Genomic DNA, 22,681 nt, shown 5'->3' with positions numbered 1-22,681 from the left:
CCGTGCCGTGCGGTGCGTAGGGCTGACGGGGAGGCGGCGGATCGCGCGTCCCGTCCCCTTGGTTGTCTCCGCGTCAAGTGCTCCGCAAACAAGTACGGTTCGACCACCTCACCGGCCGGGTATCACCAGCTCGGATGATGTGCCGCGTCATCCCCCGTACGGCCGGGAGGAGTTGGGATGATGCCGTGCTGGTATGACGGACCACTTGCCGCCTTCGACACCGAGACGACGGGCATCGACGTCGAGCACGACCGCATCGTCTCCGCGGCCCTGGTGGTCCAGGAGACGCCGCGTTCGGCGCCGCGCACCACCCGCTGGCTGATCAACCCCGGTGTGGAGATACCGGAGGCCGCGACGGCCGTGCACGGCCTGACGGCCGACCACCTCGCGCTGTACGGCCGCTGGCCGGCGCCGGTGGTGGAGGAGGTCGCGCGCGCCCTGGCCGCCCAGTCGGTCGCCGGGCGGCCGCTGGTGGTGATGAACGCCCCGTTCGATCTGACCCTGCTGGACCGCGAGTTGAAGCGGCACCGCGCCAGCTCGCTCGCCGCCTATCTGGGCGGGCACGCGCTGTGCGTCCTCGACCCCCGGGTGCTGGACAAGCACCTGGACCGCTACCGCAAGGGCCGCCGTACGCTCACCGATCTGTGTGCGCACTACGAGGTCGAGCTGACCGACGCCCACGAGGCGGCGGCCGACGCGCTCGCCGCGCTGCGGGTCGTCCGGGCGCTGGGGCGCCGTTTCGCCGAGCGCCTGGAAGGGCTGCACCCGGCGGAGCTGCACACCCGCCAGGCGGTGTGGCACGCGGCCCAGGCGCGCGGACTGCAGGCGTGGTTCGCCCGCAGCGGCAACCCGGAATCGGTCGATCCGCATTGGCCGCTGCGTCCCGAACTCCCGGCCGCAGCCTGATTACGCATCAGAATTCGGCAGGTTCCCGCAAAGCGACCGCCCGAATTCCCACGCAACAGATCTCGACGCGGCAGAACGTCACACCCGCGCCACACCCCGCACCGACATTCCAACAAAATGAACCGGGCCGCCTATTGGCGGCCCGGTTCTTGATCCCGGTGGGCGATACTGGGTTCGAACCAGTGACCTCTTCGGTGTGAACGAAGCGCTCTCCCACTGAGCTAATCGCCCGGGTGTCGGCGAGGTTTCCCTCGCGAACGAGCAGAACAATACAGCCCGCCCGGGGCTTCCATCAAATTCCTGTCATCCGCGGGCCAGCCAGGCGGCGAGACCGCGCCGCCCGGCCCGCATCATCAGCGCGTGGTTGGCCCGGAACAGCGGCCGCGCCACGAGCGCGAACCGCCGCAGCAGCGGCCGGCGGACCTCGACGTCCTGATCGAAAACGGCCCGGGTACCGCCGACGCCGGGCCGCACCGTCCAGCGCGCCCACCCCTCCAGGTCCCCGCGCATCGACATCTCCAGCACCCCCGCGCCAGGGTCCCGCACCCGCTCGGTGGCCACCACCTTCAGGTCGTACGGCAGCAGCGAGCGGAACCGCGCGGTGCCGCTGACCCCGTCGAGCGGGGTCACCTCGCGGACCTGCGGCCACCATCGGGGGTAGGACTCGGCCCGCTCCAGGACGGCGTAGACGACGGCCGGCGGGGCGTCGAGCAGCCAGACGCTGCGGAAGCGGTAGCGGTGCAGTCGGTGCGACCAGTCGGACATGATCCCAGTGTGCGCCCCGGACCCCCGCGCGCACCCAACAACTGCGACGGCCCGGAGACTTGGAGTCTCCGGGCCGTCGTCCGGGGTGGGCGATACTGGGTTCGAACCAGTGACCTCTTCGGTGTGAACGAAGCGCTCTCCCACTGAGCTAATCGCCCGGGCGCACCGCCAACATTACCCCACGTCGACGGGCACTTGTGACCAGGCCAAAAGGCCCGGAGGTCACTGGGGGATGTTCCAGGGCATCGCGAGGCCGAACTTCCACACGTACACCGCGAGCAGTGCCGCGATGATCACCACGCCGATGGTGGTCAGGATGATGTTGCGGCGCCGCACCTTCGGGTCGAGCGCCTTCTGGGTGGCTTCGGTGACCTTCCGTTTGGCCCAGCGGAGCACCAGCTGCGCCCAGACGAACTCGGTCGCCCAGACGGCCATGCCGGCGAAGATCACCAGCCAGCCGGGGCCCGGCAGCGGGAGCATGATCACGCCGCCCACGACCACCGCGAGCCCGACGACGAAGACGCCGACCTGCCAGCTGAGGTGCAGCGGCCGGGAGCGCTTGATGAAGTGCGGCGCCCGCGAGCCGAGGGGCTGCTCCGGTGGCACGGCGTCCTCCTCGGCGATCGCCGACCCCCCGTTACTCTGCGTATTCATGTCATCAAACTTACCGGACGGAACGGGTCCGCGGAATTACCGACGGGGACGATCCCGCAATCCGCCGTAAGAGGTACCTGAAGCCACCCAAAACCGTCAGAGGGGTTTACAACGGCACCGTAGGTGGCATGTCGATTTCGCCGACGTGCGAATCCCCGAGCGCACACTGAGCGAAAGGCCCTGGCGCTTATGAACACCACGGTCAGCTGCGAGCTGCACCTGCGCCTCGTTGTGTCGAGCGAGTCCTCACTGCCTGTACCCGCGGGCCTGCGGTATGACACGGCCGATCCCTATGCCGTGCATGCCACCTTCCACACCGGAGCCGAGGAGACCGTCGAATGGGTTTTTGCCCGCGACCTCCTCGCCGAGGGCCTGCACCGGCCCACAGGCACCGGAGACGTCCGCGTATGGCCGTCCCGGAGCCACGGACAGGGCGTTGTCTGCATCGCCCTGAGCTCCCCGGAAGGCGAGGCCCTGCTGGAGGCGCCCGCACGGGCCCTCGAGTCGTTCCTCAAAAGGACCGATGCCGCCGTACCGCCCGGTACGGAGCATCGGCACTTCGATCTCGACACCGAGCTCTCCCACATCCTCGCGGAGAGCTGAGACGCAGCACGGTTACCGAAAGCACCCACCCGCTCACGCTTGCGACCGTCCGACTCGGGGAGACGGCGCAGGACCGACAAGTTCATACGGCACACTTCGGCGTCGTCGCCGCGGGCCCACCGCGGAGACGGCGCTGAAGCTTGTTCGAAACGCTAGAGTCGGCGACCATTCGGCAACCACACCGGGGGCGGTAACCGTCCGGCCCCACCCTGCCAGGGAGCGGAACCGTGCTGATCACCCATGACACCCGGTGCGCGCTGAATGCGGTCGTCGATCTGCTGAACACCGCTCCGGAGGGCGAGGCGCCCGGCGCGCCGGACAGCCTGACCGACCTCGCCGCCCTCGGGGACTTCGTGCGGCGCAACGACGTCAGCGGTGTCGGGGCGCTCGGCGCCGGGGACCTGGCCGCCGTCCGGTCGGTGCGCGCGCGGTTCGCGGAGGTCTTCGCGGCCGAGGACGAGCGCACCGCGGCCACCCTGCTCAACGCCCTGGTCGCCTCGGCGGGCACCACGCCGCAGCTGACGGACCACGACGGCTACGACTGGCACGTCCACTACTTCGCCCCGGGCGCCTCGGTCGCCGACCACCTGGCCGCGGACGGCGGGATGGCGCTGGCCTTCATCGTCGTCGCCGGGGAACGCGAACGGCTGCGGCGCTGCGAGGCGCCGGACTGCCGGCACGCCTTCGTCGATCTCTCGCGCAACCGCTCGCGGCGCTACTGCGACAGCCGCACCTGCGGAAACCGGCTGCATGTCGCGGCCTACCGGGCACGGCGGCGGGAAGCCGCGAGCTGAGCTCCTGTTCGCACCGGGCGACGGCACCGTGCACCGGGTTCACAGGATGAAGAGGTCGTGGACGGCGCCGAGGAGGAGCAGAAAGCCGATCACGGCGAGGAAAAGCATCAACGGCGGCTGGGACAGCGCGAACAGGCAACCGCGTGGTTCGGGGGACGGGGCGTCGTCTTGGGCGAGGGCGCACTCATCGTTCATCTCGCGCGCATCATGGCGCAGATGATCGTCTGAGCACGCCCGATCAGCGCCTCAGCGGCGGTAGTTCATCAGATCCCGTGCTTTTTCAGGATCGCTTCGATGTCCGAGAAGTCATCCTTGGGTGCGCTCTCCTTGCCCTGCCGGGCCTTCCCCGCGGCTGCGGACCGCTCCACCCCGCGGCCGGCGCCGAGGGACGGCACGGAGGCGGCCGGCGCCACCGCGTCCGGCCCCGCGGCCGCCGCGGCCTTGCGCTCCTTGCGGCCACCGAGGCCCCGGCGGCGCTCCACGCCCCTGGTGATCATGAACAGCACGACCGAGAGCGCCAGCAGACCGAAGCCGGCCCACACCGTGGGCTTGAAGACGACATTGGTGACCCAGTCGATGACGCCGGTCATCACCAGGCCGATGGGGATGAGGGAGTAGGCGGCGATGCGGGTCGCGGCCAGGAAACGCTTGCGGTACGCCGTCAGCGCGGCGATGCCCAGGCCCGCTGCCGACACCGCGGCACAGACGGTCGAGGTCAGCATCCGGTCCTCCTGCCGGTGGATGGGCGAGCAGGCGGCGCTCTGCTCCCCTCCATCCTGCCCTGCCCGGACCCGCCCGGGCCATGTTCCGGCGCGGGGTCAGGGACATCTCCGGGTCATCTCCGGGTCGCGGTCCTCCCCACGTCCCGGTTCGGGTACCGGGCCGCGGGCTGGGAGACTGGCCCCATGAACGACGCCACCACCTCCGCACCCGCCTTCCCCCAAGCTCTCGACGTTGCTCGAGCAGGGGGTACCCCCATCGTCCTCGACGTGTGGTGTGAACTCCAGTGCCCGGACTGCCACGCCGCCCTGGACGACCTGCGGGCGCTGCGCGAGCGGTACGGCGACCGGCTGGACATCCGGCTGCGCCACTTCCCCCTGGCGAAGCACAAGCACGCCCACGCCGCCGCGCAGGCCGCCGAGGAGGCCATGGAGCAGGGTCAGGGCTGGCCGTTCGTCGAGGCCGTGCTGGCGCGCACCGACGAGCTCGGCACGCGCGGCGAGAAGCTGCTGCTGGACGTCGCCGGCGAGCTGGGACTGGACTCCGAGGAGCTGGACACCGCCCTGATCGACGGACGGCACCTGCTGATCGTCGACGCGGACGAGGCCGAGGGCAAGGCGATCGGGGTGTCCGGCACCCCGACGTATGTGATCGGCGGCGAGCGGCTGGACGGCGGCAAGAGCCAGGAGGGGTTGCGCGCCCGCATCGAGGAGATCGCCGACCGGCTGCTGGCCGAGCGGGCCTGAGCCCCTCAGCCCCGCCGCGCGCGGCGGCCCGCCGGCCGGTTCACAGGAGGGGCTTCCACAGCAGGTAGCCGGTGGTCCGGTAGCCCAGCGAGTCGTAGAGGGCGCGGGCCGGCGCGTTGTCCGCGTAGACGTTCAGGCCGAGGCTGGTGCGGCCCGCGGCGAGGCTCTCGCGCTCGGCGATCAGCATCAGGGAGCGGCCGTGACCGTTCCCGCGGTGGCCGGGTGCCACCCGTACGTCGACGACATAGCCGCCGGGCTGCTCCGGCATCCGCAGCGCGACCCAGACGCTGCCGACGTCCGCGCCGTCGTGCACGAGGACGCGCAGCGCCTGGTGGGGCGTCTCCGCGCCGTCCGGCAGCAGCGCGCGGTGGCCCGCCAGCGCCGCCTCCTCGGCACGTTTCGGGGCCATGCCCTGGCCGGTCTGGACACGGATGTGCTCGGCGAGCGCGGCGTCCCGCCAGGCCGGGTACTCGGCCTCACCGAGCGGCCGGTCGCTGCTGCGCGCGGGCAGGCCGGGCGGCCCGGCAGCGCCGTCGAGCGGCTTGCTCATCGTCCGGCTGCGCTCGGTGTAGCCCAGCACGGTCGCGAGCCGCACCGCCGCCTCGGCCTCGGCCGGGACGGTCACCTCGATCTGCCGGCAGCCCCAGCCGCGCAGCACTTCCTCGGCGGCGAGCGCGGCGACGGTCGCGCGGCCGCGGTGCCGGTCCGGCGGTTCGATGCCCAGGCTCACGATCCGGCCCGCCGTCGGCCCGAAGCGGGCATCCGTCGCGAGTCGGATCCCGCCGACCCGGCGGCTGTTGACACAGACGTCGAACCGACGGGCCCGGGTGCCGTCGTCCTGTCGTTCTTCCGGTCCCGCGGGGCGCAGCGTTGTGGTCACGAGGACTTTCTACTCGCCCGGACGCGGGCCCGTCATCACCGCGGATCGAAGTCGGCGGCGGACTGCTCGTCGAAGATCCGCATGGCCTCGGCCGTCACCGGGCCCGGCCCGTCGGCCAGTTGGCGTCCGTCGATCTGGGTGACGGCCTGGACGTCGCGCAGCGTCGAGGTCAGGAAGATCTCCTCGGCCCGCTCCAGCGCGTCCAGCGGCAGGTCGGTCTCCTTGGCGCCGGCCCAGGAGACGGTCAGCGCGCGGGTGATGCCGGCCAGGCAGCCGGAATGCAGCGGCGGGGTGTGCAGCTCGCCGTCCAGGACGACGAAGACATTGGAGCCGGTGCCTTCGCAGAGCGCGCCTACGGTGTTGGCGAACAGCGCCTCGGAGGCGCCGTGTTCGCGGGCCCGGGCCAGGGCGACGACGTTCTCGCCGTACGAGGTGGTCTTCAGGCCGGCCAGCGCGCCGCGTTCGTTGCGGGTCCAGGGGACGGTGACGGCGGCGGTGGTGTCGGGGCGCCGCTCGGTCGCGGACAGCGCGACGACCAGCGTGGGGCCGGCCTCGCCGCGGTCCGAGCCGAGCGGGGAGACGCCCCCGGTGTACGTGATCCGCAGCCGGCCGAGCGCCATCGGGTGGGCGTCCAGGACGGCCGCGCAGCCGCGGCGTACCTCGTCGAGGTCGGGCTCGGGCAGGCCGAGCCCCCGGGCGGAGGTGCCCAGGCGCTCCAGGTGGCGGGTGAGGGCGAAGGGCCGCCCGTGGTCGGCCTTGATGGTCTCGAAGACCCCGTCGCCGACGGTCAGCCCGTGGTCGAAGACCGAGACCCGGGCGCTCTCGGCGTCCTGCAGTGCCCCGTCGAGCCAGATCTTCATCGCTTTCCTCCACTCGCCTCGTACCGTCCCGACGCTACCGCGAGCAGTCGGCTCGCCTTCAACTCGGTCTCCGCCCACTCCCGCTCGGGGTCGGAGTCCCAGATGATCCCGGCGCCGGCGCCGAAGCGCAGCACCGGTCCCCCGGGCGGGGTCCGATCGATCCAGAAGGTCCGGATACCAACCGCGAGCTCGCCGGTGCGGCGGTCGGCGTCGACCCAGCCGATCCCCCCGCAGTACGGACCGCGGGGCGCGGTCTCCAGCTCGTCGATGATCCGCAGCGCGCTCGACTTGGGGGCGCCGGTGACCGACCCGGGCGGGAAGGTGGCGTCCAGCAGGTCCGCCCAGGCGGTCTTCTCGTTGGCCTCGGCCAGCTCCCCGCGGACGGTGGAGACGAGGTGGACCAGGCCGGGGTGCGTCTCGACGGCGCACAGTGCCGGCACGGTGACCGTGCCGGTGGCGCAGACCCGGCCGAGGTCGTTGCGGACCAGGTCGACGATCATCACGTTCTCCGCCCGGTCCTTCGCCGACAGGTCGGCCGCGGTCCGGCCGGTCCCCTTGATGGGGCCGGAGGCGACGGTCGTGCCGTCGCGCCGCAGATACAGCTCCGGGGAGGCGCTGGCGATCTCCACCCCGTGGCCGGGAAGCCGGATCGTGCCGGCGTGCGGGGCCGGGTTGCCGCGGGCCAGCACCGCGGACAGGGCGTCCACGTCGGTGCGGGCAGGGTCGGGCAGCGGCGCGGTCAGCACCCGGCAGAGGTTCACCTGGTAGACGTCGCCGGCCGCGATGTGTTCACGGACCCGCCGCACGCCGCCGGTATACGCCTCGCGGTCCAGGGAGCTGGTCCAGGCGCCGGGCGCCGGGCCCCGCCAACCGTCGGGCGCGGGCTCGTCCGCCGCCGTGGCGGGCCGTACGTCGCCGAAGCGGGCGCAGACCACCGAGCCCTCGAAGTCTGCGGCCACCGCCCACCAGCCCGTGGAATCCAGGGCCGCGGGATCGCTGGTCACATCCCGCAGGTCGGTGGCTATCAGGCCGCCGAAGCGGGCCATCGGAGCGAAGTCGTGCACGTCAGCGAGTCTATGGCGGCGGCCCCGGACCCGCCTGTGCCGAGCGAGCAGCGCAGCACGCTGCACAAACGCGTTTTTGTACTGGCCCCGGAATCCGCTAGAGTTCAACACGTCGCCGGGACGCGAAAGCGCCCCGGAGGCCGAGTAGCTCCCGGACGTAGTCTGGGAGAGACACCTGCGGACGTAGCTCAGTTGGTAGAGCACCACCTTGCCAAGGTGGATGTCGCGAGTTCGAGTCTCGTCGTCCGCTCGATGTGGGGGATCTTCCCGAACCCCCTCACTCCTGGTGGAGTGGCCGAGAGGCGAGGCAACGGCCTGCAAAGCCGTCTACACGGGTTCAAATCCCGTCTCCACCTCCAAGGACGATTAGCTCAGCGGGAGAGCGCTTCCCTGACACGGAAGAGGTCACTGGTTCAATCCCAGTATCGTCCACTGGTCCGGCTTCACCGGGCCCCCGCGCGATTAGCTCAGCGGGAGAGCGCTTCCCTGACACGGAAGAGGTCACTGGTTCAATCCCAGTATCGCGCACGCAGCTACGGATCTTCGTGATCCGTGGTCCCGCGGACGATTAGCTCAGCGGGAGAGCGCTTCCCTGACACGGAAGAGGTCACTGGTTCAATCCCAGTATCGTCCACACCGAGCCGGAGGGCCGGAGCACATCGCTCCGGCCCTCCGGCCTTTGTGCAGCTCTTCCGTCAGGAGGAGAACAGCATGTGGCCGAAGCTGCGGTGGTGATGACCGTGGTGCCCGTGGTGACCGTGGTGGCCCTGATGCGGGGCGCCCCAGGCGGGAGCGGCGGGATACGCCTGCGGGGCGGGCGGCGGCGGGGCCTGCTGGACCCACTGCGCCTCCAGGCGGGTCAGGGACTCCAGCTCCCCGTAGTCCAGGAAGATCCCCCGGCAGCCCGCGCACTGCTCGATCTGGACGCCGTTGCGGTTGTACGTGTGCATCGGTGCATGACACTTCGGGCACTGCATCGTCGGCTCAACTCCTGTCACATTCGGTACTGCTCACCACGGCGCCGCCGGAACGGACCCCCGCCGGCGAGGTGTTCACCCTACGTCGGGGCCGGGCGGCCCCAACTGCTGCGGTAGGGAAGTCATCCGGGCGCAGGCGTCGACGACCGCGGCCTCGATCCCGTCCAGGGGACGCGACCCGGCAGCGGCCTTGGCGACGGCGAGCGCGGCCGTCTGCACGGTCAGGGCGCGGGCGGGAACCTCCAGGTCGGGCCAGGGATCGCCGTCCGGGGCCACGGCGCGGCCACCGGCGGTGCCGTAAGCGGCCAGGAAACGCGTCCAGATGTCCGGGGCGAGCAGGCCGGTGGCGAACCAGGCGGCGGGGCGGGCCAGGTCCCAGGCACCGTCGCCCAGGCCCAGGTCGTCGACGTCGATCAGGAGCCAGGGGCCGTGGGCGGCCGGATGGCGGACGAGCTGGCCCAGGTGCAGATCGCCGTGACAGAGGGTGCCGGCGCGGGGCGGCGGGGCGGCGCCCCGGGCCCAGGGCGGCAGCAGCGACCAGGCACGCTCGATCACGGCGGCGGCCGCGCGGAGGCGCCCGGGGGCGGCCGGGGAGACGGCGCCCGGGGATGCGGGCGCCCCGGCGGTGCCCAGGGCGCCGCGCATCCGGGCCAGTGCGCGGGCAGCCTTGGCGGGGCCGCGCATCGGCGGGACGGGCCCGGGCAGTTGGTCCGCGTCGACGGCGTGCAGCCGGGCCAGCAGACGGGCGGCGTCCTCCCACGGCGCGGCGTCGGGATCGTCCGGCGGGACCGGGCTGCCGTACGGCCAGCGGCTGAGGGCGCGGCCGTTCTCGGTGAGGGTGACGAAGCCGTCGGGGGCGGTGACCGGGAGGGGCGGCAGGAGGATGCCGCGCAGCAGCGGGTGGGCGGCGATCCGGAGACGGACGGCCAGCACCTGCGGATCGGCGTCGGGGGCGTGGGCCTTGGCGACCGTACGGCCGCTGCGGACGACCGTGCCGTCGGGGCGGTCGGCGAGCACCGCGGGGGCCGGGGCGCCGGCCGGGGCGTGCGCCGCGGCCAGGGCGGAGAGGGCGGCCAACGGGCCGGGCGACGGCGCGGTCATAGTGTCCCCTCCCCCGGGTGCGGCGCGGGCGGGCGCGCCGCTGACGGTCCTGCGGGCCCGACCGGCCCGATCCGGGATCGTACGCGCCCTGCGGGGCGGCGGGAGCGGGTGACCGGCCCGGAAAGCTCGAAGGCCGGGCATCTCCCCAGATGCCCGGCCGTTCGTGCCGTCCGCCGCACCCCCGTCCCCACGGGGTATTCAGCCGGAGTCCCCGTCCCGGGCCGCTCTCCCGGGCCTGGGGCGCCGATCAGCGCCCCAGCAGTCCGACCACGGACGACGCCTGTGTGATGACGGCTTCCCAGCCGCCGAAGACCACGGCGAGAACGATCGCGAGCGGCAGCACCATCGCCACCGCCACGAGGGGATGGCGGGTTCCCGAGGACTCGTGACCGCCGAACGCCGAGGCGAACCTGCGCCCCTGCGCCCGAAGGGCCGTCCGTCCTGAGATCCGCTCCATCGTCCCGCTCCCGTCGTGTTCGGAGCGGCGGGCGTCTGACCTCGGGGGACGAGTGCTGCGCCCGCCGCTTGAGAACAACCCTAGGCACGCGGCGGGCCGCAGGCGTCATGCCGTCGTACCGATTGGTCGGCCTCCGGGAGGATGACGCCACCAGGTCCCGCGTACTCCCCTGGGTGGAGAGAGGGCACCGGATACCTGGGGACATCCCCCAGGGGAACCGGCGCGGCCGTGGCCCCACGCGCCCTCGTGGGCGCCCCCGGCGTGACCTCGGCGTGACCTCGCTCACTTCGGGCCCTCCACCGGGCGAGGCCGCCCCCGCCCCGCGGCACGCCGTCCCCACCGCCCCGGGGCGTGCCGCCGGCCGGGCCCCGGCACCACCGGACATCCCGGCCTGATCACCTTTCATGGCGCCAATCCCCCTTCTGTGCCGGAACATTGGGATGTCGCACAGGAAGTCGGGTCGTACCGCGGCCGATTCCCTCCCACACCGCGAGGATCGCACCCGCCACTGACAATCCGGCCGCCGACGCATGCGCGGCCTCTCAGCACAGCGAGCCGTCAATCCGTAAGCTGTGCCACGTCAGACGGTTGGGCAGCGGAGGGGCCTCCCCCCGCAGGTAGGGGACGGACATGGCGATGATGCGGCTCCGACGCGAGGACCCGCGTGTCGTCGGGACGTTCCGGCTGCACCGCCGGCTCGGCGCGGGCGGGATGGGCGTGGTTTACCTCGGCTCGGACAAGCGCGGGCAGCGGGTGGCGCTGAAGGTGATCCGGCCGGACCTGGCGGAGGATCAGGAGTTCCGCTCGAGGTTCGCCCGCGAGGTGTCGGCGGCCCGGCGGATTCGCGGCGGCTGCACGGCCCGGCTGGTGGCCGCGGACCTCGACGCGGACCGTCCCTGGTTCGCCACCCAGTACGTCCCCGGGCCCTCGCTGCACGACAAGGTCAACGAGGAAGGCCCGCTGTCCCCGGCGCAGGTCGCCTCCATCGGGGCCGCGCTGTCCGAGGGACTGCTGGCCGTCCACGACGCGGGTGTGGTGCACCGCGACCTGAAGCCGTCCAACATCCTGCTGTCCCCCAAGGGACCCCGGATCATCGACTTCGGCATCGCCTGGGCGACCGGCGCCAGCACCCTGACCCACGTCGGTACGGCCGTCGGCTCGCCGGGCTTCCTGGCGCCCGAGCAGGTGCGTGGCGCCGCCGTGACACCGGCGACCGACATCTTCGCGCTGGGCGCCACCCTCGCGTACGCCTGCACCGCGGACTCGCCCTTCGGACAGGGCAGTTCGGAGGTCATGCTCTACCGGGTCGTCCACGAGGAGGCGCATCTCGGCGGGGTGCCGGACGCGCTGGCCCCGCTGCTCGCGTCCTGTCTGGCGAAGGACCCGGCGGACCGCCCCAGCACCCTGTCGCTGTCGCTGCGGCTCAAGGAGATCGCGGCCCGTGAGGCGCACGGTCTGTCGGGCGGCCCCCTGGAGAACGGCGCCGGTGGCGGGGGCGGCTGGGCGCGCGCGGAGCGCCGTCCGTCGGAGCGGCCGACCGGGCGGCGGGCCGAGGAGTACGCCCGTCAGCGCACCGAGCGGCGGACGGCGGGCTCGTCGGCGCCGCGGTCGCATCCGTCGCATCCGGCACGGCCGGCGGTACCGCGGGACGCGGCCGGCCGGCCGGCCGGCCCGGCCTCGGGCACGGGGAAGAACCCGCGGACCGGCGGGCGGGGTGCCGGGCGGGTCCCGGCCTCGCGGCCGACGGGGCGAAACGGTTCTCGTACCCCGGTGCGCACGGCTTCGGGCGGCCGCCGGCCGGGCCCGGACCGGCGACTGCTGCGCCAGCGGATCATCGTGTTCGTCGTGGTGACGCTGCTGGTGGCGCTCGGTATCGCGGCGGCGCAAGGCTGCCAGGGGCCGGCCCGCGGACTGGGGACGGAGCGGCCGGTTCCGATCGCGTCGTCAGGGTCCGCGGCATCGGGAACCGTGGAGTCGGGATCCGCGGAGTCCGCCGGGAGTGCGGAGTCAGCCGGGAGCGCCGAAGGGCCCTAGGTACGGGCAGGTCTTACGGGGGAGGTCCCCTGGGGGCGGTGGCCCTGGGGGAAGGACCCCGGGGGTGGCGGGCCCTACGGGGTGGGGGAACAGAATCCCTAGGGGGTGCGAGGGCCCCCTGCGGGGCCTCAACGGGGCGGTGGGGGGCGGTTATTCCTGCCGGAGAGGCGACTTTGCCGGCGCCACCCTCGTTGCCGGCCCGCCGGGCCCGTCGACGCCACCAGCCCCGCCGGCCCGTCGGCCCCACCAGCGCCGTCGGCCCCATCCGCCCCGTCGGCCCAACCAGCCCCGTCGGCTCCGCCTGGCTAAGGCGTCCCGGTGGGGCGGCCGGTGGCCACCGCGTAGAAGGCCACCGCGGCGGCGGCGCCCACGTTGAGGGAGTCCACGCCGTGGGCCATCGGGATGCGGACCCATTCGTCGGCGGCCCGCAGGGCCCCGGTGGAGAGGCCGCCGCCCTCGGCGCCCAGCATCAGCGCGGCCCGCTCCAGGGTGTGCGGGGCGGCCTCGTCGATGGTGGTCGCCTTCTCGGCGGGGGTGAGGGCGAGCAGCTTGAAACCGGCCTCCCGTACGGCGGACAGGTCCCGGGGCCAGCTCTCCAGGCGGGCGTAGGGCACGGAGAACACCGCGCCCATCGAGACCTTCACCGAGCGGCGGTAGAGCGGATCCGCGCAGTCCGGGGAGAGCAGTACCGCGTCCATGCCGAGCGCCGCCGCGCTGCGGAAGATCGCGCCGATGTTGGTGTGGTCGTTGACGGCTTCCATGACCACGATGCGGCGGGTTCCGGCGAGGAGTTCGGCGGCCGGCGGCAGCGGCTTGCGCTGCATGGAGGCGAGCGCGCCGCGGTGCACGTGATAGCCCGTCACCCGCTCGGCGAGGTCCGGGCTGACCGCGTAGACCGGCGCCGGGACCTCGTCGATGACGTCGCGCATCACATCGACCCACTTCGAGGAGAGCAGCATCGAGCGCATCTCGTAGCCGGCGTGCCGGGCCCGGCGGATGACCTTCTCGCCCTCGGCGATGAAAAGTCCTTCGGCGGGCTCGCGCCGGCGCCGCAGTTCGACGTCGGTCAGGCCGGTGTAGTCGGCCAGCCGCGGGTCGGCCGGGTCGTCGACGGTGATGATTTCTGCCACGGGGAGATAGTGCCTTGTCGGTGTCGAGGTTCCAATGCCGCCTGCCCGATCGGTTACTTGTCGGTAGAGGCGGCGACGGTGACGACGTCACCGATGACGATGACGGCGGGCGGCCGCACGCCCTCGGCCCGTACCGTCTCGCCGAGCGTGTCGAGCGTGGCGTCGACCCGGCGCTGGGCGGCCGTGGTGCCCTCCTGAACGACGGCGGCCGGGGTGCCGGCGGGGCGGCCGTGCTCGATGAGCTTGGCGGCGATGGCGCCGCTGTTCTCCACGCCCATCAGGACGACGAGGGTGCCGCGCAGCTGGGCGAGCGCGGCCCAGTCGACCAGCGAGCGCTCGTCGTCGGGCGCGACGTGGCCGCTGACGACGGTGAACTCGTGGGCGACGCCGCGGTGGGTGACGGGAATGCCGGCGGCGCCGGGGACCGAGATGGTGCTGGAGATGCCGGGCACGACCGTGCAGGGGATGCCGGCCTCGGCGAGCGCCTGCGCCTCCTCCATGCCGCGGCCGAAGACGAACGGGTCGCCGCCCTTGAGGCGGACCACGGCCTTGCCGGCCTTGGCGTGCTCGATCAGCGCGTTGTTGATGGCCTCCTGGGCCATGAACCGGCCGTAGGGGATCTTCGCCGCGTCGATGACCTCGACGTGCGGCGGGAGTTCGGCGAGCAGATCGCGGGGGCCGAGCCGGTCGGCGATGACGACGTCCGCCTCGGCGAGCAGCCGGCGCCCGCGGACGGTGATCAGGTCCGGGTCGCCGGGGCCGCCGCCGACCAGCGCCACGCCGGGGGTGTGCGGGCGGCGGTGGTGCGGGGCGGCGATGCTGCCGTCGCGCAGGCCCTCGACGATGGCGTCGCGCACCGCGGCCGAGCGGCGCGGGTCGCGGCCGGTGAGCACGGCGACGGTGACGCCCTCGCTGCGGCCGGTGGCCGGGGTCCAGGCGGTGGCGGCCTCGGCGTCGTCGGCGCGTACGCACCACACCCGGCGGTCCTCGGCCTCCTGGGAGGCGGCGGTGTTGGCCTCCGGGTCGTCGGTGGAGATCAGCGCGTACCAGGCTCCGTCGAGGTCACCGGAACGGTAGCGGCGGCGCTCCCAGCGGACCTCGCCGGCGTCGGCCATCGCCTCGACGGACGGGGTGGCGGACGGGGAGACGAGGAGGACGTCCGCACCTGCGGCGACGAGCGAGGGGAGGCGGCGCTGGGCGACCTGCCCGGCTCCCAGGACGACCACCCGGCGGCCGGACAGCCGCAGTCCGACGGGGTAGGCGGCGTGTTCGGCGGCGTGCTCGGCCATGGCGGTGTGGCTCCTTGTGCGAATGGTGCGGGTTCGAGACCGGCTCAGTCGCTGCGGCTCTGGAGCGGCTGAGGGCGAGGGTACTGCCCTTGAGGCGTACGGCCCCGGCCCACAGCCTATGGGGCTGCGGGCCGGGGGTCATGCGGAGGCGGGCCGGTGCCGGCCGCTCCGCGTCAGCTCTTCTCCGTCACTCCGGCGGAGTCGAAGGTGGCGACCTCGTGCATGGCGCGGGCGGCGCTCTGCACGACGGGAAGGGCCAGCAGGGCGCCGGTGCCCTCGCCGAGGCGCAGATCGAGGTCGACGAGCGGGCGCAGGCCGAGCTTGTTCAGCGCCGCGACGTGGCCGGGCTCGGCGCTGCGGTGACCCGCGATGCAGGCGGCCAGCGCCTCGGGGGCGATGGCCCGGGCCACCAGGGCGGCGGCGCCGGCGCTCACCCCGTCCAGGATGACCGGCGTGCGCAGCGAGGCGCCGCCGAGGATCAGGCCGACCATGGCCGCGTGCTCCAGGCCGCCGATCGCGGTGAGGACGCCGATCGGGTCGGCCGGGTCGGGCTGGTGCAGCTCCAGGGCGCGGCGGACCACGTCGACCTTGCGGGCGTGCGTCTCGTCGTTGATGCCGGTGCCGCGGCCGGTGACCTCGACCGGGTCGACGCCGGTGTAGACGGAGATCAACGCGGCGGAGGTGGTGGTGTTGGCGATGCCCATCTCGCCGGTGAGCAGCGCCTTGTTGCCGGCCGCCACGAGGTCGCGGGCGGTCTCGATGCCCACCTCGATCGCCTTGAGCACCTCTTCCTGGGTCATCGCCGGGCCGGCGGTGAAGTCGGCGGTGCCGGCGCGGACCTTGCGGGGCAGCAGCCCGGGGGTGGCGGGGAGTTCGCTCGCCACGCCGACGTCCACGACGCACACCTCGGCGCCGACCTGGTTGGCGAAGGCGTTGCAGACCGCCCCGCCGCCCAGGAAGTTGGCGACCATCTGGCCGGTGACCTCCTGGGGCCAGGGGGTGACGCCCTGGGCGTGCACCCCGTGGTCGCCGGCGAAGATCGCCACGGCGGCCGGCTCCGGGATGGGCGGCGGGCACTTGCGGGACAGGCCGCACAGCTGCGCGGAGATGATCTCCAGCATGCCCAGCGCCCCGGCGGGCTTGGTCATCCGCTTCTGCCGCTCCCACGCCTCGCCGAGCGCCTTGGCGTCCAGCGGGCGGATGCCCTGCAGGGTCTCCTGGAGGAGGTCGTGCGGGCTCTCGCCGGGCAGCGCGCGGCGGCCGTAGGTCTCCTCGTGGACGACCCAGGACAGCGGACGGCGCTTGGACCAGCCGGCCTGCAGCAGCTCGGGCTCCTCGGGGAACTCGTCGACGTATCCGACGCAGAGGTAGGCGACGACTTCGAGGTGTTCGGGCAGGTCCAGTTCGCGGACCATCTCCCGCTCGTCGAAGAAGCTGACCCAGCCGACGCCCAGGCCCTCGGCGCGGGCGGCGAGCCAGAGGTTCTCGACGGCGAGCGCGGAGGAGTACGGGGCCATCTGCGGCTGGGTGTGCCGGCCGAGGGTGTGCCGGCCGCCGCGGGTGGGGTCGGCGGTGACGACGATGTTCACCGGCGTTTCGAGGATCGCCTCGATCTTCAGCTCGCGGAACTGCTTGGCGCGCGCCTTGGGCAGCGACTTGGCGTACGCCTCGCGCTGCTGCATGGCGAGCTGGTGCATCTTCTCGCGGGTCTCCGCGGAGCGGATGACGACGAAGTCCCAGGGCTGGGAGTGGCCGACGCTGGGGGCGGTGTGGGCCGCCTCCAGGACGCGCAGCAGCACCTCGTTGGGGATCGGGTCGCCGCGGAAGCCGTTGCGGATGTCGCGGCGCTCGCGCATCACGCGGTGCACGGCGGCGCGCTCGGAGTCGTCGTACCCGGCGGCCGCGGTGGCGTCGGGGCCGGCCGGCTCGTCGGCGTCGAGGTGGTCCGCCGGCTGCTGCGCGGCGGGCGGCTGCTCGTCGTCCTGGGCGTCCTCGCCGAGCTGGACGAGCGCGGTGGCGTCCTGCTGCTGGGGGGCGCCGGCGTCGGGCTCCGCCGCCGCGGGGTGGTCACCGTCGGCGGGGCCGGGCTGCGGAACGGTGTCGTCCGCGGGGGCCGGCGCCGCGGCCCGGTCCTCGGACTGGTCGCCGGTCGCCTGGGCGGGGATCTGGATGACCGGCTCCGTTCCGGTGGTGTCCCGGTCGTCGGCGGCCGCGGGCCGGACCGGGGCGGCCGCGGTGTCGTCGGCGGGGGCGGCATCGGCGGGCGGGGCCGCGTCGGTGTTCGCGTCCGCTTCGGCGGCCGGCTCGGCGGGGAGGTCCTGGCCTTCCGCCACGGGCTGCTCGGCGGCCGCGGCGCGGGGCTCGGGTTCCGGTGCGGGCGCCTCGGCGGTCTGCTGCCCTGCGGCGTCCGCGGCGGCGCCGGGCTGCGGCTGCCCGTCGGCGGGTTGCTGCGCCTCGGGCGGCTCTATGACCGTCTGCTCGACGGGCGCGTCGGTGGCGTCGGGCACGGGCAGGGCGACGGGGCCCTGCGGAGCGGAGACGGGCGCCGGGGCGGCCTCGTCGGCGGGGGCGGGCTCCTCGGCGGCCGCCGCACCGTCCACGGGGGCGGCGGTCGCGGCCGGGGCGGCGTCCCCGGATGCGGCCTCGGCTTCGACGGCCGGCTGGCCGGCCTCGCCGGTGGCGTCCGCCGGGGCGGCCCCGGCCTCACCGGCGGGCGACGGCTGGTCGTCGTCCTGCGGCGCGGGGGCCTGGGCCTCCTGCGGCGCGGGGGTCGCGTCGGCGGGGGTGGCGGCGGGCTGCGCGGGGGCGGGCTCCGCGGCCACTACGGGCGCGGCCGCTTCGGGCGCGATCGTTTCGGGCGCGGTCGATTCCGCGGTGACCGTTTCGATGGTGGCCGGGGGCTCGGGGGCGGCGGGGGCCTGGTCGGCGGCGGGCTGCTCGCCGTCGGACTGCTGAGGACCGTCCGCGGCGCCTTCCTGCGGGGCGGCGTCCGGAGCCGGGAGCGGCACGGCGTCGGCCTCCGCGGCCGGGGCCTCCGGAGCGGCCGCCTCCGCAGCGGCGCTCTCCACGGTGCCCTGCGCGGCGGCGTCCTGGGGTGCGGTGTCCTGCGGCTGTGCCGGGGCCTCCACCGGCGCTTCGGCCGGCGCCTCCTGGATCACCGCGGCGTCGGGGGCCGCGCCGGTCTCCACCGCGTCCGCGGCGGCGGCCGGGGCGTCGGCGGTCCCGGCGGCGTCCTCCACCGGCAGCGGCTGCGGCATCGGCTGCGGCTGCTCGGCCGGGAGGGTGGTGTTCTGCGGCGCGGCCTCGGCGGCGGGCGCGGGGGTCCCGGCGACCGGAGCGGTCTCCGCGACCGGGGCTGCCTCTGCCACCGGGGCTGCTGCGGCGGCCGGAGCCGCTTCCGCGACCGGGGCGGCCGCGGCCGGGGCCTCGCCCCACGGCGGCATCTGGGACGGGATCTCGCCGAGCTGCGGGCCGGGCAACGGGCCCTGGCCGGCGGCCCCGTAGGTCTGCTCGGCGGACAACTGGCCGCCGTAGGACGGGTCGCCGTACGGCTGCTGCTCGCCGTACGCCGGTGCCGGGACGGTCTGCGGGTCCGTGGCCGCCTCGCCGACGGTCTGTTCGTACGGCAGGTCCACGGGCGGCTGGGCGCCGGGCACGGCCTCGGCGCCCAGGGGGGCCTCGGCCGGGGCGTCGAAGTATTCGGGGCCGCCGGTCGGCGGGCCGGCGGGCCGCGCCGGGGAGTCCGCGGGGCCGCGGTCGGCGAGTGAACGGACCACGCCGCTGGTCGGGTCGGGGACCGGCGGGCCCATGTGGAGCGGGCGGCGGGCGGGCGTGCCGGTGCGGGCGGGGTCCGGCTGCTGCGGCGCGGCCGCGCGGGCGCGGTCCGCCTGCTGGGGTGCCGCGGGCTGCGGGATGCGGACGGCGCCGAGGTCGACGGAGCCGGAGTCCCGGCCGCCGCGCTCGTGGTCACCGACCTGGGCGGGCAGCGGCTCGAAGCCGGTGGCCGCCTGGCCGGCGGCGTCGAACGGCACGCCCTGGTGGGTGTCCTGCGGCTGCGGGTACGGCTGCGGCGCCGGCTGCTCGCTCCAGGCGCCCTGGGCGCCCGGCATCAGCAGCAGGTCGTCGTCCTCGACGACGCCGTCCGCCTGGTCGAGATAGGGGTATTCGCCCGGAGGGGTCACCATGCCCGGCAGCTCCGTGGGTCCGGCGTCGGCAGGGGAGGGAGCGGCCGCCGGCTGCGGCTGCCCGGGATGTCCGCCTGCGTTCTCCGGCTGCCCCTCGCCCGGGACCTGGCCGGTGTCGGTCATGCGTACCCCTCGCCCATTGGTAGTGCTCCTTCCAACCGCTCGTGCGACGCGCTCGACCGGGGCGCGCCGACGCCCCGATAGCTAGAACGAGCGAGCACGCCTCGCGGCACGTCCGCTCTCCAGAGCTTCATATTCATCCAAAACCACGGCATTTTCCGGATATTGGCGTACGAAGCCGAATGCGGAACGGCGGCGCAACGATCCGCCAGCCTACCCCGCGCGGGTTGCCGTGCTGGTCACGGGTGAGGAACGCGATACCCGCTGAGCAAGAACACCACGGAGCGCTCGCGTTCGACCCAGGCGGAGGTGTCCAGGTCGACGGACTGCAGCAGGGCGCACTCGACGTCGTAGCCGCCGTCCGCCAGTGCCCGGCCGAGCGATTCGGCCTCGTCCCGGGTGGCGGCGTGGGTGACGATCCGTTCGGGGCGGCGGGCCGCGCAGGCGGTGACGACCTCCGCTCCCCCGCCGCCGACCCGCACCACGTCGGGCTCGGGCAGGTCCTCCAGGACCTGCGGCGCGCGGCCGTGCACGACCTGGAGTTGGACGCCGTGGCGGCGGGCGAGGGCGGCGGTGCGCTCACAGGATTCCGGGGCGGCGTCGACCGCGATGACCGCGGCGCCGAAGCGGGCCGCCTCCACCGCGGCGGCGCCGGCGCCCGCGCCGATGTCCCAGACCAGGTCGCCCACCTGGGGCCCCAGCCGCGCGAGTTGAGCGGTGCGGAGCTGGACGGACTCGCCCTCGCCCAGGACCCCGCCGTACGCGTGGGCCGGAAGTCCCCAGCCGCGCGGCCCCGTCGGGTGGCCGACCTCGTGGCCGGCGAGCCAGCCGGTCCCCTGGGCCGCGGCACCGCCGGGGGAACCGCCCACGACGATGACGACATTGGGGTCGCGCCAGACGTGGTCGGCGGCCTTGTCGGATGTGAGGACCGTCACCTGTTCCCGGTCCGTGCCCAGTTCCTCGCAGATGACGAAGGTGCGGTGGACGCCGTCGAGCAGCAGGGCGAGTTCGGCGGGGCCCGCGCCGGGTGAGGTGAGCACCGCGACCTTGGTGTGGGCGCGGCAGACGTTCACCGCGCGGCGCAGGTCGCGGCTGTGGGCGACGACGATCCGGGCGTCGTCCCAGGGCATGCCGGCCCGGGCGAAGGCGGCCGCGACGGAGGAGACGGCCGGTACGACCTCGACCTCCAGGCCGTACTCGGGGGCGCGCAGGGTGCGTACGACGCCGAAGAAGCCGGGGTCGCCGTCGGCGAGCACGACGGCGGTGCCGCGGTGCTGGGCGATCCGGCGGGCGGCGAGGGCCACGCTGCCGAGCCGGATCCGTTCGGCCCGCGGCGGGACTTCGGGAAGGGCGAGGTGATGGGCGGCGCCGGCCACCAGTGTGGCGGCGCCCAGGGCGGAGCGGGCGGCGTCGGTCAGCGGGGAGCCGTCCCATCCGATCACCGTGACCCGGTCGGCCATGCTCGTCAGTCTCCTGGGGCTGCTGTGGGTACGCGGGCAGGGTGGCGGCGTCCGGAGGGGGCCGCGGGGGTGTCCGCGGGCCGGTGGAGGTGCCGCCGTGGTGCGCGGGTCCGCGCTGGTCGCGCGGTGCGCGGCAGGGCGAGAGTACCCCGAGCGGTGCGGGTCCGGGCGCGGGCCCGCGTCAGTTCCACTCGGGGTAACTGAATCCGTTCGCGTCGGCGAGCCGGCCGGGGACCCCTTCGAGGTCCTCGGGCAGCAGGCTCCACACGATCAGGTCGGTGCGGATGTCGGTCCAGCCGCCGTCCTCGGTGCGGCTGCGGGCTATCCAGGCGTTGCGCAGCACGCCCTCGCTGATACAGCCGATCTTCTGGGCGACCTGCTGGGAGGCGGTGTTGTCGGCGGCGGTGCGCAGTTCGATGCGCTCGAAGTTCTGGTCGCGGAAGAGCCATTGCGCGACCGCGAGGACGGATTCCGAGGCGTAGCCCTCGCCGCGCGCCCATGGGGCGGTGACGTAGCCGACCTCGGTGCTGCGGATCCGCCAGTCGGTGTGGTCGAGGTGGAGGGTGCCGACCAGGCGCTGGGTGAGGAACTCGGTGACGGCCAGCGCGATGCCGCGGCCTTCGGTGCGTACCGCGGCGGCCTTGCCGGTGGCCCAGGCGCGGGCGTGCGCGGTGGTGTACGGGTGCGGCAGCGCGGTCCAGGCGGTGACCATCTCGTCGGTCATCATCTCGGCGAGGGCGGGGATGTCGGCCTCGTCGAAGGGGCGCAGTACCAGCCGGTCCGTGCTGATGGAGATGTCCGGAAAGGTGGATGTCATGCCGCTGCTCCAACGCCGTTGACCTGGTGATCGGGACGTCGCGGACTGTACTGCCGCGAGGTCACGGGCCGTTTTGACCGTCTTGAATGCACCAGCATGCAGCATCGGCCCACGGGTGTGCCACGCGCGTGGGCCCCGGCCGCGCGCTGCGCGGGTCCGGGGCCCGGGACGCCGTCCGGGTGCCGGGTCACCTGCGGTGACCTGCGGACGGGTGACTGCCGTACGAGGAGCGGGCGGTGGGTCAGCCCTTCGCGGGACCGAAGGCGGGGATGACCGAGCCGTCCTTGTACTTGTCCTCGATGAACTTCTTGACCTCGGGGGAGTTCAGGAGCTTGGCGAGCTTCTTGACCCGGGGGTCGTTCTCGTTGCCCTTCTTGACGGCGAGGAAGTTCGCGTAGGGGTTGTTCTTCGCGCTCTCCAGGGCCAGGGCGTCCTTGGAGGGCTTGAGCTGGGCGCCGATGGCGAAGTTGCCGTTGATGATCGCGGCGTCGACGTCGTCGATGCGCGGCGCGGTCTGGGCGGCCTCCAGCTCGGTGATCTTGATGCCCTTGTCGTCCTTGACGTCCGTCAGCTTGGCGTCGGAGCCGACGCCGGGCTTGAGGGTGATGACGCCGTTGTCGGCGAGCAGCTTGAGCGCCCGGCCCTCGTTGGAGGGGTCGTTGGGCACCGAGACGGTGCTGCCGGCCTTCAGCTCCGAGAGCTTGTGGATCTTCTTGGAGTACAGGCCGAGGGGCTCGATGAGCACGTTCTGGACCGGCACGATGTGGGTGCCGTTCTCCTTGTTGAAGGTGTCCAGGAACGGCTTGTGCTGGAAGAAGTTGGCGTCGACCTGGCCGTCGTCGGTGACCTTGTTGGGGATCTTGTAGTCGTTGAACGGCTTGACGACGAGCTTGAGCCCGGCCTTCTCCGCCAGCTTGTTCTTGACGAAGTCGAGGATGGCGCCGTGCGGGGTGGGGCTCGCGGCGACGACGAGGGGGGCGTTCTTGTCGCTCTTGTCGCTGCTGGCGGTGGTGTCGGAGGGCGCCGAGCAGGCGCTCGCGCCGAGCGCGACGGCGGAGGCGGCGGCGACGGCCACGGTGATCTTGACGGTGTTACGCACGAAGAGTGCCTCTTTCTGGTT

21 protein-coding genes and 7 tRNA genes are annotated in these 22,681 nt (G+C 73.8%); 11 read left to right on the top strand and 17 right to left on the bottom strand.

Annotation, left to right across the window (positions count from 1 at the left end; all coding sequences use genetic code 11):
* Positions 1-180 precede the first annotated feature (180 nt).
* Positions 181-906, top strand: coding sequence for an exonuclease domain-containing protein (locus tag SL103_RS11850; protein WP_069573627.1), 726 nt, complete (start codon positions 181-183; stop codon positions 904-906).
* A 159-nt stretch (positions 907-1,065) separates the two neighbouring features.
* Here SL103_RS11850 and SL103_RS11845 read toward each other — a convergent pair.
* From SL103_RS11845 to SL103_RS11830, 4 genes are all read right to left on the bottom strand, one after another.
* A tRNA-Val gene (locus tag SL103_RS11845) sits at positions 1,066-1,137 on the bottom strand.
* A gap of 72 nt (positions 1,138-1,209) precedes the next feature.
* Positions 1,210-1,671 (bottom strand): SRPBCC family protein, encoded by a 462-nt coding sequence (locus SL103_RS11840; RefSeq protein WP_069568817.1) that lies wholly within the window; start codon positions 1,669-1,671, stop codon positions 1,210-1,212.
* Between the two features lie 86 nt (positions 1,672-1,757).
* Positions 1,758-1,829: transfer RNA gene (locus tag SL103_RS11835), tRNA-Val, on the bottom strand.
* A gap of 64 nt (positions 1,830-1,893) precedes the next feature.
* Positions 1,894-2,325 (bottom strand): TIGR02611 family protein, encoded by a 432-nt coding sequence (locus SL103_RS11830; protein WP_069568816.1) that lies wholly within the window; start codon positions 2,323-2,325, stop codon positions 1,894-1,896.
* A gap of 189 nt (positions 2,326-2,514) precedes the next feature.
* Between SL103_RS11830 and SL103_RS11825 the strand changes: the two genes are divergently transcribed.
* The 3 genes from SL103_RS11825 (at position 2,515) to SL103_RS37770 (ending at position 3,950) form a co-directional block, all read left to right on the top strand.
* Complete coding sequence (locus tag SL103_RS11825) at positions 2,515-2,928, top strand: SsgA family sporulation/cell division regulator (protein WP_003959770.1); 414 nt, start codon at positions 2,515-2,517, stop codon at positions 2,926-2,928.
* Positions 2,929-3,155: 227 nt separating this feature from the next.
* The gene (locus SL103_RS11820; RefSeq protein ID WP_069568815.1) at positions 3,156-3,722 is read left to right on the top strand and encodes a CGNR zinc finger domain-containing protein; all 567 of its coding nucleotides are present in this window, start codon (positions 3,156-3,158) and stop codon (positions 3,720-3,722) included.
* 57 nt (positions 3,723-3,779) lie between these two features.
* Positions 3,780-3,950, top strand: a complete 171-nt coding sequence (locus SL103_RS37770; protein ID WP_164492726.1) for a hypothetical protein — start codon at positions 3,780-3,782, stop codon at positions 3,948-3,950.
* A 35-nt stretch (positions 3,951-3,985) separates the two neighbouring features.
* Here SL103_RS37770 and SL103_RS11815 read toward each other — a convergent pair whose 3' ends face one another.
* Positions 3,986-4,444, bottom strand: a complete 459-nt coding sequence (locus SL103_RS11815; protein ID WP_069568814.1) for a hypothetical protein — start codon at positions 4,442-4,444, stop codon at positions 3,986-3,988.
* A gap of 183 nt (positions 4,445-4,627) precedes the next feature.
* Here SL103_RS11815 and SL103_RS11810 point away from each other — a divergent pair, with 183 nt between their 5' ends.
* Entirely contained in the window at positions 4,628-5,188 is a 561-nt protein-coding gene (locus tag SL103_RS11810) for a DsbA family protein (RefSeq protein ID WP_079145697.1), read from the top strand.
* Positions 5,189-5,228: 40 nt separating this feature from the next.
* Here the strand turns inward: SL103_RS11810 and SL103_RS11805 are convergent, their stop codons facing one another.
* Genes SL103_RS11805 through SL103_RS11795 form a run of 3 tightly spaced genes read right to left on the bottom strand, consistent with a single transcriptional unit; the run spans position 5,229 to position 7,992 of the window.
* A complete protein-coding gene (locus SL103_RS11805; protein WP_069568813.1) occupies positions 5,229-6,068 on the bottom strand; it encodes a GNAT family N-acetyltransferase in 840 nt (279 codons plus the stop codon).
* A gap of 35 nt (positions 6,069-6,103) precedes the next feature.
* Positions 6,104-6,928 (bottom strand): aminotransferase class IV, encoded by an 825-nt coding sequence (locus SL103_RS11800; protein ID WP_069568812.1) that lies wholly within the window; start codon positions 6,926-6,928, stop codon positions 6,104-6,106.
* The gene (locus SL103_RS11795) at positions 6,925-7,992 is read right to left on the bottom strand and encodes a chorismate-binding protein (protein WP_069568811.1); all 1,068 of its coding nucleotides are present in this window, start codon (positions 7,990-7,992) and stop codon (positions 6,925-6,927) included. Before SL103_RS11795 ends, SL103_RS11800 begins: the two co-directional genes overlap by 4 nt.
* Positions 7,993-8,169: 177 nt before the next feature.
* Here SL103_RS11795 and SL103_RS11790 point away from each other — a divergent pair.
* From SL103_RS11790 to SL103_RS11770, 5 genes are all read left to right on the top strand, one after another.
* Positions 8,170-8,242, top strand: a tRNA-Gly gene (locus SL103_RS11790).
* 35 nt (positions 8,243-8,277) lie between these two features.
* Positions 8,278-8,351: transfer RNA gene (locus SL103_RS11785), tRNA-Cys, on the top strand.
* 1 nt (position 8,352) lies between these two features.
* A tRNA-Val gene (locus tag SL103_RS11780) sits at positions 8,353-8,424 on the top strand.
* A gap of 24 nt (positions 8,425-8,448) precedes the next feature.
* Positions 8,449-8,520: transfer RNA gene (locus tag SL103_RS11775), tRNA-Val, on the top strand.
* 34 nt (positions 8,521-8,554) lie between these two features.
* Positions 8,555-8,626: transfer RNA gene (locus SL103_RS11770), tRNA-Val, on the top strand.
* A gap of 61 nt (positions 8,627-8,687) precedes the next feature.
* Here SL103_RS11770 and SL103_RS11765 read toward each other — a convergent pair.
* The 3 genes from SL103_RS11765 to SL103_RS11755 form a co-directional block, all read right to left on the bottom strand.
* On the bottom strand, positions 8,688-8,969 hold the full coding sequence (locus tag SL103_RS11765; RefSeq protein ID WP_077191962.1) for a zf-TFIIB domain-containing protein: 282 nt from the start codon (positions 8,967-8,969) through the stop codon (positions 8,688-8,690).
* 75 nt (positions 8,970-9,044) lie between these two features.
* Positions 9,045-10,070 (bottom strand): phosphotransferase family protein, encoded by a 1,026-nt coding sequence (locus SL103_RS11760; protein WP_069568810.1) that lies wholly within the window; start codon positions 10,068-10,070, stop codon positions 9,045-9,047.
* A 247-nt stretch (positions 10,071-10,317) separates the two neighbouring features.
* The gene (locus SL103_RS11755; protein ID WP_069568809.1) at positions 10,318-10,527 is read right to left on the bottom strand and encodes a hypothetical protein; all 210 of its coding nucleotides are present in this window, start codon (positions 10,525-10,527) and stop codon (positions 10,318-10,320) included.
* Positions 10,528-11,157: 630 nt separating this feature from the next.
* Here SL103_RS11755 and SL103_RS11750 point away from each other — a divergent pair.
* The gene (locus tag SL103_RS11750; RefSeq protein ID WP_069568808.1) at positions 11,158-12,561 is read left to right on the top strand and encodes a serine/threonine-protein kinase; all 1,404 of its coding nucleotides are present in this window, start codon (positions 11,158-11,160) and stop codon (positions 12,559-12,561) included.
* A gap of 305 nt (positions 12,562-12,866) precedes the next feature.
* Here the strand turns inward: SL103_RS11750 and SL103_RS11745 are convergent, their stop codons facing one another.
* The 6 genes from SL103_RS11745 to SL103_RS11720 form a co-directional block, all read right to left on the bottom strand.
* Complete coding sequence (locus tag SL103_RS11745; protein ID WP_069568807.1) at positions 12,867-13,691, bottom strand: TrmH family RNA methyltransferase; 825 nt, start codon at positions 13,689-13,691, stop codon at positions 12,867-12,869.
* Positions 13,692-13,744: 53 nt separating this feature from the next.
* Complete coding sequence (gene cobA / locus SL103_RS11740) at positions 13,745-14,980, bottom strand: uroporphyrinogen-III C-methyltransferase (RefSeq protein WP_069568806.1); 1,236 nt, start codon at positions 14,978-14,980, stop codon at positions 13,745-13,747.
* Between the two features lie 173 nt (positions 14,981-15,153).
* Complete coding sequence (gene cobT, locus SL103_RS11735) at positions 15,154-19,287, bottom strand: nicotinate-nucleotide--dimethylbenzimidazole phosphoribosyltransferase (RefSeq protein WP_069568805.1); 4,134 nt, start codon at positions 19,285-19,287, stop codon at positions 15,154-15,156.
* Between the two features lie 236 nt (positions 19,288-19,523).
* Positions 19,524-20,744, bottom strand: coding sequence for a precorrin-6y C5,15-methyltransferase (decarboxylating) subunit CbiE (gene cbiE / locus SL103_RS11730; protein ID WP_069568804.1), 1,221 nt, complete (start codon positions 20,742-20,744; stop codon positions 19,524-19,526).
* Positions 20,745-20,925: 181 nt separating this feature from the next.
* Positions 20,926-21,561: a GNAT family N-acetyltransferase gene (locus SL103_RS11725; RefSeq protein WP_069568803.1), complete on the bottom strand. Its 636-nt coding sequence runs from the start codon at positions 21,559-21,561 to the stop codon at positions 20,926-20,928.
* A 241-nt stretch (positions 21,562-21,802) separates the two neighbouring features.
* Complete coding sequence (locus SL103_RS11720; protein ID WP_069573625.1) at positions 21,803-22,660, bottom strand: MetQ/NlpA family ABC transporter substrate-binding protein; 858 nt, start codon at positions 22,658-22,660, stop codon at positions 21,803-21,805.
* Between the last annotated feature and the right edge of the window lie 21 nt (positions 22,661-22,681).

Origin of the sequence: Streptomyces lydicus (assembly GCF_001729485.1) — a bacterium.
Lineage (GTDB): Bacteria > Actinomycetota > Actinomycetes > Streptomycetales > Streptomycetaceae > Streptomyces > Streptomyces lydicus_D.
The sequence above is the reverse complement of the archived record's forward strand: the minus strand, read 5'-3'. Positions and strand labels throughout refer to the sequence as shown.